The sequence below is a fragment of the Arachidicoccus rhizosphaerae genome (assembly GCF_900107765.1).
Taxonomy (GTDB): domain Bacteria; phylum Bacteroidota; class Bacteroidia; order Chitinophagales; family Chitinophagaceae; genus Arachidicoccus; species Arachidicoccus rhizosphaerae.
Genome location: NZ_FNQY01000004.1, coordinates 128,421 through 141,138, shown reverse-complemented (window position 1 = coordinate 141,138; position 12,718 = coordinate 128,421). Strand labels below are relative to the sequence as shown.

Below are 12,718 nucleotides of genomic sequence, written 5' to 3'. Positions count from 1 at the left end.
GTTGTAACGCCCGTAAGTATTTTTATAAAATTTAATATAAGGACCCTGATTTTACACCGGGTGCATTTTTAAGCATATTTAAGCGTTTTACTGAAGCATAATTGTCTGATTTTTATTAAATTGCATGAATTGCAAAAATGATTTTCACACAGTTCTAATCTGCTGTTAATAAATGGGTTAGAAGGTAAAAAACAGGAAAATGTCAAATCAAATTAAAACAGCCCTGCTCGCATACGGTATGTCCGGTAAAATCTTTCATGCGCCTTTTGTAAAGGCACATGAGGGTTTTGAACTTTATGCAGTTTTGGAACGCCATTCAAAAACTGCAGCTACTGATTATCCGGGGGTTAAAAGTTTCGATACTATGGAGCAGTTGCTGGCAGATCCGGCAATTGAGCTGGTGATTGTAAATACGCCCAATAACCTTCATTTTGAGCAGACCAAAGCGGTGCTGGAGGCGGGTAAACATGCGCTGGTGGAAAAGCCGGTGACCAGCAGGCCTGAAGAGCTGGAAGCCCTTTTTGCACTGGCCGATCAGGTAGGCAGACAAGTGCTGTTTTATCAGAACCGCCGATGGGACAGTGATTACCAGAGTGTTCTGGCTATGGTCGCCGGACAGCATTTAGGACATATTCACGAAGCTCATTTCAGGTTTGACCGTTATAATTTGACATTAAGTCCGAAGAAGTTTAAGGAGATGCCTATTGATGCCAGTGGCATCCAATACGATTTGATTCCTCATGTGCTGGATCAGGCCATCGCCTTATTTGGCGTGCCGGACCGGTATTATAAGCGCCTTTTAAATTTAAGACCCGAAAGCCGGGTAAATGATTTTTGCAGCATTCAGTTAAGCTATCCGGGTAACCTGGAAGTCTACGTGGCAGCAAGTCTTGTAACAGCCAGGCAACCCCCCGCTTTTAGGCTATACGGGGACAAAGGTTCTTTTGAAAAAATGCGAAGTGACGTACAGGAAGATCAGTTAAAAGCCGGAGTAAAACCGGTGGATCCCGGATATGGACATCCGCCGGAGGCGCTGGCCGGATTATATACTAAAGCAGGAGATGAAGTGCAGCCTGCCATCTCTATAGCAGAAAATGATTCTAATTATCTTGGCTTATTTGAAGCTGTTAATCAGACTATTAGGAATGGAGCCGCATACCCTGTTAAACGAGAACAGGTATTGGCTCAGATTCGTATACTGGCCGCTGCGGCGAACTAAAGCTGCGGGTATATGCCGGTTTTATTTTTATGCGCCAATAGCCACAAATATTTATTATTTTTGGAATTATCGCCTCCTTCAGGTATTTGACAAAAAATGAATTGATGTAACTGTGAATATATTTGAAATAATTGAAATAGATTCTTATTCTGCTACCCCGAAGTATACGCAACTGGCCAGTAGTATTTTATCTGCGGTTGAAACAGGTGAGCTTAAAAAGGATGATCTATTACCTTCCATTAATGAGATCAGTGCTTCTCTGGAAATTTCCAGAGACACGGCAGAAAAGGCCTACCGGCATTTAAAAAAACTGGGGGTGTTGGATTCTGTGCCTGGAAAGGGTTATTTTATCAATGCCATGGTGCAGAAAAAGCGCCATAAGATACTTTTACTGTTCAATAAGTTAAGTGCGCATAAAAAAATTATTTATGATGCTTTTGTAGCCGCACTGGACCCCGATACACAAATTGATTTTTATATTTATAACAACGACTTCAATCTTTTCAAAAAGATATTATTGGAAAGGCTGGATCAATACACGCATTACGTATTAATTACCCATTTTCTGGAGGAAGCTCCACCCGTAAGAGAACTGATTGACCAGATTCCTAAGGATAAACTGATCCTGCTGGATAAGAAAATGTCATTCATGGAACCGGAAATGGGTTATAGTGCCGTATACGAGCGGTTTGAAGAGGATATTTATGGAGCCCTGCAGGCTGCCAATCACCGGCTAAGGAGTTATCAGCGTCTGGTGCTCATCTTCCCGGGCAAAAGTTATTATCCCAGAGAAATTATCGGAGGATTTAAACGCTTTTGTGAAGAGATGTTATTTGACTATGCCATCGTCCCGGATACAGGGTCTGTTCAAATCGCGGTAGGGGATGTTTTTATAACGGTAATGGAAGATGATCTGGTAAAACTCATAGAGATCATCAAAGACCGTCAGCTGAGTACCGGTAAAGATATCGGAGTTATCTCTTACAATGAAACACCTATTAAACGAATCATTTTAAGTGGGATCACCACAATTTCTACTGATTTTATTGCAATGGGCAGGGAAGCGGCTGCACTGATTTCTAAAGGAAAGAAAGCGTTGATCCCGATTCCTTTTAAGACGCATTTAAGAGACTCTCTTTAATGTAGTTGTCTGTTGTTTGCCGGAATCCCGGTATTGGTATCATTACCTGAAAGGCTGCCTTTATCCTGCCTGTTTTTTTATATTTTTGTAGCAGGCAGGGACTTCCATTGTCGGCTCCTGCTGCTTTTCCAACATGAGCGTTTAAATAATATGCCAATATTTTTTTATATAAGAGGGTTTCTCAAGCATATGTCCGCCTTACGGTCTGCTTGTTTAAGAGGCAGGGGCACAGGTGCTTTATATGTATTTTGTATCTGTGTTATACTCCTCATTATGAGTGGCTGTACTTCTCATGATTTTGGCCATAGTATCGGAACGGAAAAAATCAGTTTTAATCAAAGGTGGACTTTTCACAGAGGGCAGCTGGACAGCACACAGGTATTTATCAGTGGACAGCTGCCCATGAATGGTCTGATTGATACGTCCCGTTGGTATAATATTATGTTGCCTCACGACTGGAGCATTTATGGAAAATTCTCCAGGCAGAATCTGGAAAAAAACGGGGGGCATGCCTTACCTGTCGGGATAGGCTGGTATCGAAAGACGTTCAATCTTCCCAGCTCCGACAGGTATAAGCATATTTTTATTGAATTTGAAGGAATATATCGTAACAGCACGGTCTGGATAAACGGACACAGGCTCGGTAATCAACCGGCCGGCGATATTGGTGTCACCTATGATTTGAGTAAGTACCTGCATTTTGACGACCGCTCCAATGTGCTAGTGGTAAGGGTAGATAACCGGTCGCAGCCGGCCGCAGACTGGTATACCGGATCCGGGATCAACCGCAATGTCTGGCTGATAAAAAAAATGCCCATAACAGTGGACGAAGTCGAAAGTAATTATGCAGCCAGCATTCTGATGCCCCATAGAAATGATTCCGTCCCTTCCAATAGGATAGGAGATGCAACTGCTGTTTTAAATCAGGATTTGGTCATTGATAATATGGGGATGCCGCCCATTGAAGAGGTAACGGATAAATATGAGAAAAAGGAGCTGGAAAGTCAGCAGCAGCGGCTGGGTCTTAGAATACAGATTAAGACGACCATTTACGATGCCAATAATTTTCAGGTGGCGCAGAAAACCGGCTCTGTAAAACCTACCAGGGGTCGCCAGCATGTAAAATGGCAGCTTAAAGTCAGGGATCTGAAGCTCTGGTCTCCGGACGAGCCTTATTTATATACCTGGGAAGTGGAACTCAGACAAGGTAGTCATGTAATAGACCGTATCCGAAAACCACTGGGTTTTAGGGATATACAGTTTGATTCCTCTAAAGGATTTATTTTAAATGGGGTTCCTACTGCAGTCAAAGGTGTGTGCATGACGGGGGATTGGGGACCGCTGGGGACCGCCTATAATTACAGTGCGATGACAAGGCAGCTCAAGATGTTGAAAGATATGGGCTGTAATGCCATCAGAACCATCCATCAGACGCCAGCTCCGGAATTACTTTCTTTATGTGATTCCATGGGTTTTTTAGTCATGGACGAAACTTTTGACAACTGGAAGGCGCTTGCCGCTACAATTTCCAAAGACTCCATTGAAACCTGGAGCTTTCTAGGGCAACTTTCTGATTTAATTAAAAGAGATCGTTATCACCCCAGTGTATTTATCTGGTCTTTAGGCAATACCGGCAATCTGGAAAATGATACGCTAGGGGTTAAAATGGCTGCGGCCATGATCCGGGTTATCAGAAGTCTGGACAGTACCCGGATGATAACCGCTGCCATGAATAATATGATGCCTGAAGAAAATAAACTGGCGCGCTCCGGTCTTTTGGACGTATTGGGCTTTAATTACCATAGCAGGCTTTATGATTCTTTGCCCCGTTTTTACCCGGGTCAATCATTTATTGCAACCGAAGTAGCCGGTGCATTAGAATCAAGAGGTTCCTATACAGCCCTTATTCCGGATTCTACTATGTATTTACCGGCCAGCGCTAATGAATCATATGCGGATACAACAGGAACAAACTGGGCTGTCAGCGCCTATGATTTATATGCTGCGCCCTGGGGGGAAACGCATGAGCAGGCGCTGCTCGATGTAAAAAACAGAGACTTTATAGCCGGTAGTTTTGTCTGGACGGCTTTTGATTATATGGGTGGGCACTTACCCTATCCCTTTCCTGCCAGAAGCGCTTACTCTGGCATTGTGGATATGGCAGGACTGCATAAGGATGTTTATTTTATGTACCAAAGTGAGTGGGCGGCAAAGCCTGTTTTACATGTGTTCCCTGAATGGAACTGGAATGCGGGAGATACAATCAGTGTCTGGGCATATTATAGTCAGGCGGACAGTGTGGAGCTACTGCTTAACGGTGTTTCCCTGGGAAAGCGCAGTAAAGGAGATGGCAAACCCGGAGACAGCCCCCTGCATGTATGCTGGCGCGTGCCGTATAAGGCCGGCAAACTTGAGGTGGTATCTAAAAAAGAAGGTCAGACGGTATTGACCGAGGAAGTCAAAACAGCAGGTGGCGCCACCCGCCTTGCCGTTAGCGTGGATCAGGCATTTTTCAGAGGTATTACGGGCGATTTGATTTTTGTTACCATCAGGCTGACGGATGAAAACGGGGTTCTTGTTACCAGTGATGACCGGGAGATTGAATTTTCCATTAAAGGTCCTGCATCGCTGGTAGGATTAAGTAACGGATATCAGGCCGGAAGCCGTTCTCTAAAAGGGCACATAATGGGTACCTGGAAAGGAAAGCTGGTGGCCTTTATTGAACCTAAAGTCAATAAAGGACATATTGAACTGGATATGCAGGCCGCAGGAATGGAGGAACAAAGAGCGAGCATCCTGGTAGGGGAATAACAATTAACCGGACGGATAAAAAGCAAAGGAAGATTTTTATTGCGGGGATTATATCGGTAGCCGTAAAGTAGTTCTGTGAGCTCAGTTTCAGCAGTTAATCTGCCGGTAAGATTGCTATTGTCATCAAAACGCTTATGGAAGGTAAAAATGCCTGAAAACTCCATGCAAATTTTGCAAATTCCGGATTTTATTTAAAAAAAAATGTAAAATATAACTCGGCTAATTTTTGCTGTTTTTTTTGCCATGAAAAAATCAGCCATGGCTACCAATGGCTGCCCTATATCATCCTCAGCGCTTTTAGTGAAAAGTAATAGTCAGTAACCCGTTAATGATATTATTTATTTTGTTAATGCAAAAAATTACAATCGGTTGTTTATTTGTCAAATATTGTTAAAATTAACACTAATTGCCCTATCTTTATTGTACTCTTAACAATTTAAGGGTGTTTGTTGTTGCTTTTCGAAATTCTATTTTCTCATCCATTATTATTTGACCCTATGAACAGAAAAAGTTGTTTGAAAAAAAAGAGGTCGCTTCTGCCCATTGCATGCCTGTTTATGCTGCTTGGAGCGGTAAAAGCGCAAAATCAAAAGGAAATTAAAGGGGTGGTACAAGATGAAGCCACCAGCGAACCCATTCAGGGGGCTTCCGTGCAGGCTACCGGAACCAAGGCGGGAATGCTCACGGACAGGGCAGGTAAATTCTCCTTGAACATTCCTGACACGGCAACCCAGATAACGGTCAGTTATGTCGGCTTTGAGGTTAAAACCGTACCACTGGCCGGTCAGTCTTTGAGTAGTCTGGTGATTCAGCTGAAGGCCGCTGATAAATCCCTGCAGGATATTGTAGTCGTCGGATACGGCACTCAAAAAAAAGTAACCATCTCCGGCGCCGTTGCTTCGGTTCAGGGGACAGACCTTCAGAAAGCACCGGTGACCAATCTCTCCAACTCGCTGGCCGGAAGGCTGCCTGGTGTGACCGCGATTCAGTCCAGCGGGGAGCCGGGTTATGACGGCTCTTCCATCAGAATCAGAGGAACGAATTCACTGGGTAACAGTGACGCCCTGATTGTCATAGACGGAGTCCCTAACAGAGCGGGCGGACTGGAGCGGCTTAATCCAGCTGACATAGAGAGCGTGTCTGTGTTAAAAGATGCTTCTGCCGCCATTTATGGTTCCAGAGCAGGTAACGGCGTTATCCTGATTACCACCAAGCAGGGTAAAACAGGCAAGCCCAGATTATCCTATGATTTTAGTTACGGGCTGCAGCGTCCGACCAGGACGCCTGAGATGTCTGACGCCGTTCAGTATGCCAAAATCCGTAATGAACTTAAAATCTATGATAATGTACCCACCGATGAATGGGAGGCGGCAACGAAGGCCTTTCAAACGGACGGGGTATATACAACGACGGCCGGAACTACCGTCACGGCAGATTTTACACCTGATGATATGCAAAAATATGCAGACGGATCTGATCCGTTAAATTATCCGAATACGGATTGGTTCAAGACGACCTTGAAAAACTGGGCACCTCAGCAAAAGCATAATGTGCAGTTAAGCGGGGGGACGGATAAAATTCATTATCTGGCTTCTTTGGGCTATTTGGATCAGGACGCTTATTATAAAAATTCTGCTACGGGTTATCAGCAGTATGACATGCGCATTAATCTGGAAGCTAATATTAATCAATACGTCAAAGCTACATTAGGGGTGACGGCCAGAGAAGAATACCGTCATTTTCCGACACTGGGTGCGGGCGATATCTTCAGGATGCTGATGCGTGGCAAGCCAACGGAAATTGAAGTCTGGCCAAACGGATTGCCGGGGCCGGATATTGAGTACGGCCAGAACCCTTATGTAATTACCACTAATTTAACCGGCTACGACAGAGATAAAAGAGATTATTTTCAGTCCAACGGTAAAATTGAAATAAAAATTCCAGGCGTAGAAGGACTGAAATTATCCGGGATCGCTTCCATAGATAAGATGTCAGGCAGAAGAAAGCTCTGGCAGATTCCCTGGACTTTGTATTTCTGGGATAACGGTGAGTTTCAGGATGACGGCGTAACCCCGGACCTCACCGGTCATGTGCGCTCTCCCTATACAGACCCAAGGTTAAAAGAGTGGGCTGCCAGTCAGCTTGCGGTGAATCTGACGGGGTTATTGGATTATCAGCACACTTTTGGAGGTGCGCACGAAGTGACATTCCTTGCCGGGGTCAGCAGAGAAAAAGTTGATAATGATGATTTTTATGCCTATCGCCGTTATTTTATTTCTTCTTATCTGGATCAGTTTAATGCGGGCGGCACCCAGGAGGAGGACCTTGGCAATGACGGGCCAACCGGAAATCCATACGGGCTGTTCCAAAGAGCCAGACTGAGTTATTTTGGCAGAGTGGGCTATAACTATAAGGAACGCTATATCGCTGAATTTTTGTGGCGTTCTGACGGGTCTTATATTTTCCCTCCCAATAAACGTTTTGGGTTCTTCCCGGGTGTGAGTCTGGCCTGGCGTGTATCGGAGGAGAATTTCTGGAAAAATAATCTTTCCTTCATCAATAACTTTAAACTGCGGGGTTCCTGGGGTAGAATGGGAGCAGAGGCTTATACACCAGGAACCAGCAATCTGGCCGAATATCAGTATTTAGCCACGATGGGTTACAGTAGCTATATACTGGGCGGACAGGAAGTTAAATCCTTGTATGAAAAAGTGGTCAATAATCCTGATTTTACCTGGGAAACTGCCAATAATACGGATATCGGATTTGACGCGAGTCTGTTGAATAATCATATCAGTATTGAGTTTGATTATTTTTCAAATAAAAGAACCAATATTTTGATTACTCGTGGTAATTCCATACCTGAAAGTTCAGGTATTACAGATAAACTCCCTCCGGTTAATCTGGGTAAAGTAGATAATAAAGGCTGGGAATTTAAGGTAGGATATAACGGGAATGCCGGTGATGTCCATTACAGCGCCAGCGTGAACGGCGGATATTCTAAAAATAAAATCATATTCTGGGATGAAACACCAGGAGCTCCGGATTATCAGAAATCTACCGGTTCACCTGTAAACAGTTTTCTGGCTTATCAATATGACGGTGTGTTTGCCAATCAGGCGGAGGTTGACGCCAATACGATTGATTACAGTGATATAACCGGTCAGATCAGACCTGGTGATATGAAGTTTAAAGATATCAACGGCGACGGTAAAATTACGGGAGATGACCAGGTGCGACTGGATAAGACCAATTCGCCCTCTTTTACGGCAGGTTTAAATCTGAATGTAGATTATAAGGGTTTTGATTTGTCCGTATTGTTTCAGGGAGCTTTTGGCGGCCTGCAATATATCGGGCTGACCGAATCCGGAGATATCGGAAACTTTACGAAATGGTCTTATGATCATCAGTGGACAGTAGACAATCAAAGCGCTACGGATCCAAGACTGGCCAACCGCAACAATACTTATTATGCAGATATGAATGTAGCCGGTAACAATACCTATTGGCTGCGCAGCAATAATTACGTGAGACTTAAAAATATGGAACTGGGCTATACCTTACCTGAGGAAATGCTGGATAAAGCAGGTATCTCCAGACTCCGTGTCTTTGTCAATGCACTTAACCTGATTACCTGGGATAAAATCAAGATCTGGGATCCGGAATCAACTTCCTCCAACGGACAGTATTATCCACAGGCCAAGATCATCAATTTCGGGGTGAGTGTTCAGTTCTAAATCTATTTTAGTCATGTATGGTTATGCAGTACATAAAAAATTAATTAGTATGAAAAAGTCAATTAAAAATATAATATACCTGTTCTTTGCTGTGGGGCTACTGACGGTAAGTGGCTGTAGCAAGGATTTTTTAAATCAGCAACCGCTGGATGCTGTTCCCTCCGATCAGGTGTGGAAGGATCCGGCACTCGCCTCAGCCTTTATTACGGAAATATACAATGGCCTGGGTGTTGGCGGATTTGAAGAGCAGATGCTGGCTTCTTTATCAGATGAAGCCGTATTTACCCATACGGGACGCAATATCAACACCATCAACGAGGGTAGCTTAAGCCCGACCATTTTAGGCTGGGTATCCGGTACTTATGCCTATGCCAATATGTATCAAAGAATCCGTGCCTGTAATCTGGCAATAGAAAACCTGACCAGTGCAGAGACGGCCATTACGGATGCAGCTACCAATGAGACGCTCAGAGGGCAGGCCTATTTTTTACGCGCCTATTATTATCATCAGCTCGTCCGTTATTATGGCGGTGTGCCGCTGATTACAAAACATTATGAACTCAATGATACATTCTCCATAGCTCGTAGCAGTTTTGCGGATTGTGTCGATTTTATCGTAAAGGATTGTGACAGTGCGGCGGCCTTGCTTTCTGATAAAACCATGTCCGCAGGGCAGGCAAGCAGTATCGCTGCACTGGCCCTGAAATCAAGGATATTGTTGTATGCAGCCAGCGACCTGCACGTAGCGTCCAAATTGGAAGCATTATCAGACTTTAGTGATAATGATCCCAATTATAATATAGACCAGCTGGCCTATACCAGTGGCTCTCAACAGGAACGCTGGGTCAAGGCCAAGGCCGCTGCACTGGAAGTGGTAAATAAAGGCGGAGGCGGTTATAAACTGGATCTGACTGCGAAAGTGTCTGCCGCAGAAGGTACGGCCAATTATATCTCCATTTCAATGGGCGGAGGTAGCAAGGCCAGTGGCGTAGACGCATCTGCCAGTTCTGAACTCTTATTTGCCCGGTATTTTATTGCCAGTAAAAGTGAGGATGGAGAATATGTTGGTCTGCATAACGGACCAAACGGTTATCATAACTGGTCAGGTAATACCCCTATTGGACTACTGGTAGATGATTATGAAATGGCGGACGGCTCTAAATTTAGCTGGGACGATGCCACGGAAAAGGCACATCCTTATGATAACAGGGACCCTCGTTTATATGCCACTATTTTATATGATGGTGCGGGATGGAAACCTCGTAGTAAAATATCCGGTGACGTAGATCCGGCTAATCAGATCCAGACGGGCAGTTATGATCTGGTGGATAGTAAAGGCAATAAGATTACGCAGGCCGGTCTGGATACCAGGAGTAGTTCCATTGAGGACTGGAATGGTTCAAGGACAGGGTATTATATGCGTAAATTTATTGATCCTGATGATAATATTATTGATGCCAATGATAAGCAGTTCGTACCATGGCCTTTCTTAAGGTATACTGAAGCCGTACTAAACTATATTGAATGCTGCCTGGAGACGGGCGATGAATCAACGGCTAAAAGTTGGTTGAATAAAATTCGTTTCCGCGCCGGTATGCCGGCAGTAACTTCAACGGGTGCGGCGTTGATGGATGAGTATCGTAATGAAAGAAGGATAGAACTGGCCTATGAGGAGCATAGGTACCATGATTGCAGAAGGTGGATGATTGCACCGACTACCCTGGGGCGTAAGATTACCTTTATTAAAATTACCGGTAATTTCAAAAGCGGTAAAACCATGAAGGCGCCTTATCATCACGATGAGAGCATTTATGATTATACCTATACCCCCTATACGGATAATGCCCACGAAAACAGAACATGGGTGAATAAAATGTATTTCAGGCCTTTCAGCCGTAATGAAATCAATAAAAATCCCTTGTTGGGTCAGAATCCGGGTTATAGCGAATAAGCGGACAGCATGACTTACGGATAAGTGAATGATTATTAAGTATCGACACCAGGCTGGGGTCACCAGAACAGGCAAAATTTTATTTGCTTGGATGGGCGGCCCCGGTCTTTTTTATGTATGCATGTAGTCTTTCACGGCAGCCAGACGGCACAAAATCCAAACAAAGAGGTGGCCGGGTTTTATGATTTGAAAGGAATGGTTTAATTTTAGGGACTTTCATTTTTTTTATCCAAGTAAAATAACGTTTACATGCAATTAGACATAATATCTAAAGGTTCGGACCCGCGTGGCAGCGCCGGTCATGTCCGAGGTGCCAGAAAAGTACTGGCAGCCGGTTTACTGGTGCTATCTGGTCTGGCAATGACTGGACTACAGCCTGCAAAAGCACAGCAGGAAGGTAGTACCTATGTCTGGCCTACAGATAGTCTCGTATTAAAAAAGCTACATCACTGGCAGGGGGAGAAGTTCGGATTACTCATGCACTGGGGGACTTATAGCCAGTGGGGTATCGTAGAAAGCTGGTCACTTTGTCCCGAAGATGTACCCTGGGCGCAGCGTAAAGGCCCCTATGCAAATGATTATTTTACCTATAAAAAAGCTTATGAAAACCTGCAGACAACCTTTAATCCGGTTGATTTTAATCCCGATAAATGGGCCGCAGCAGCCAAAGATGCCGGCATGAAGTATGTCGTCTTTACGACCAAGCATCATGATGGATTCTGTATGTTTGATACCAAACAGACGGATTATAAGGTCACATCGCCTAAAACACCTTTCTCCGGTAATGCTAAAGCCAATATTGCGAAAGAAGTATTTAAAAGTTTTAGAAATGCCGGCTTTATGATTGGGGCTTATTTTTCTAAGCCTGACTGGCATGTCCCATATTACTGGTGGCCTTATTTACCGCCCAAAGATCGTAATGTAAATTATGATCCGGCAAAGCATCCTGATATATGGAACAAATTTAAACAGTTTACCTATAATCAGATTCAGGAACTGATGACCGGTTATGGTTCAATGGATATTTTGTGGTTGGATGGTGGCTGGGTCAGGCCTTATACGCAGGAAGAACAAAAAGAGCAGCGTATTTTTAATCAGGATATAGACATGGCCGGCATTGCGGCAATGGCCAGAAAAAATCAGCCGGGACTTATTGTAGTTGACAGAGCTGTGGGAGGACCTTATGAAAATTATCAGACACCGGAACAACAGGTGCCAGACAAGCCTTTGGATCATCCATGGGAGAGCTGTATTACGATGGGCGACTCCTGGAGTTATGTGCCGGATGATCATTATAAACCTGCCAATACACTCATTCATTTGCTGGTCCGTATTGTATCCAGAGGGGGCAACTTTTTATTAAATATAGGGCCCTCTCCAAAAGGCGACTGGAGTGATACGGCCTATGCCCGTTTAAAAGAAATAGGTAGCTGGATGAAAATAAACGGAGCGGCTATTTATGATTCTAAGCCAATTGCTCCTTATGCAAAAAATAATTTAGTGTTTACGCAATCCGAAGATGGGAAGTCAGTGTATGCCTTTGTCCTCACTGATGACAAAAATGACGGAGGTGATTTCGGGGTACCTCATAGCATTAACTTGCCGGAAGCATTAAGAACGGAATATGCAAATATTACGGTTCTGGGGAGACCTGCCTGGAAAACCAGGCTGAATAAAAATACGGGAGAAATAGCCATCACCCAAAAAGGTAACTCATCTTCCGCCATTAAATATGCCCTGGTTTTGAAGATGGTAAAAAAATGACCGGTAACCATAAGTCAGCGCTAGCAACCTGTGTTCGGTTTTGTGGCAATTGTTCCAAAACCGAACACAGGTTTTTTGATTTACTATATAATCGT

At 44.1% G+C, this 12,718-nt stretch carries 6 protein-coding genes; all 6 read left to right on the top strand.

Features of this window, described 5'->3' with window-relative positions; all coding sequences use genetic code 11:
• The first annotated feature begins 199 nt into the window (after positions 1-199).
• Positions 200-1,219: a Gfo/Idh/MocA family oxidoreductase gene (locus BLU80_RS05285; protein WP_091394573.1), complete on the top strand. Its 1,020-nt coding sequence runs from the start codon at positions 200-202 to the stop codon at positions 1,217-1,219.
• Positions 1,220-1,331: 112 nt separating this feature from the next.
• The gene (locus BLU80_RS05280) at positions 1,332-2,360 is read left to right on the top strand and encodes a GntR family transcriptional regulator (protein WP_091394569.1); all 1,029 of its coding nucleotides are present in this window, start codon (positions 1,332-1,334) and stop codon (positions 2,358-2,360) included.
• A 273-nt stretch (positions 2,361-2,633) separates the two neighbouring features.
• A complete protein-coding gene (locus BLU80_RS05275) occupies positions 2,634-5,171 on the top strand; it encodes a glycoside hydrolase family 2 TIM barrel-domain containing protein (RefSeq protein ID WP_170831145.1) in 2,538 nt (845 codons plus the stop codon).
• A gap of 515 nt (positions 5,172-5,686) precedes the next feature.
• Positions 5,687-8,908, top strand: a complete 3,222-nt coding sequence (locus BLU80_RS05270) for a SusC/RagA family TonB-linked outer membrane protein (protein ID WP_244518746.1) — start codon at positions 5,687-5,689, stop codon at positions 8,906-8,908.
• 49 nt (positions 8,909-8,957) lie between these two features.
• Complete coding sequence (locus BLU80_RS05265) at positions 8,958-10,859, top strand: RagB/SusD family nutrient uptake outer membrane protein (protein WP_091394762.1); 1,902 nt, start codon at positions 8,958-8,960, stop codon at positions 10,857-10,859.
• A gap of 249 nt (positions 10,860-11,108) precedes the next feature.
• Positions 11,109-12,623: an alpha-L-fucosidase gene (locus tag BLU80_RS05260; protein ID WP_244518744.1), complete on the top strand. Its 1,515-nt coding sequence runs from the start codon at positions 11,109-11,111 to the stop codon at positions 12,621-12,623.
• Positions 12,624-12,718: the final 95 nt, after the last annotated feature.

Excerpts from the sequence above, each read along its gene's own strand:
- BLU80_RS05285 (WP_091394573.1), top strand. The coding sequence starts at position 200 with ATGTCAAATCAAATTAAAACAGCCCTGCTCGCATACGGTATGTCCGGT.
- BLU80_RS05275 (WP_170831145.1), top strand. The coding sequence starts at position 2,634 with ATGAGTGGCTGTACTTCTCATGATTTTGGCCATAGTATCGGAACGGAA.
- BLU80_RS05260 (WP_244518744.1), top strand. The coding sequence starts at position 11,109 with ATGCAATTAGACATAATATCTAAAGGTTCGGACCCGCGTGGCAGCGCC.
- BLU80_RS05265 (WP_091394762.1), top strand. The coding sequence starts at position 8,958 with ATGAAAAAGTCAATTAAAAATATAATATACCTGTTCTTTGCTGTGGGG.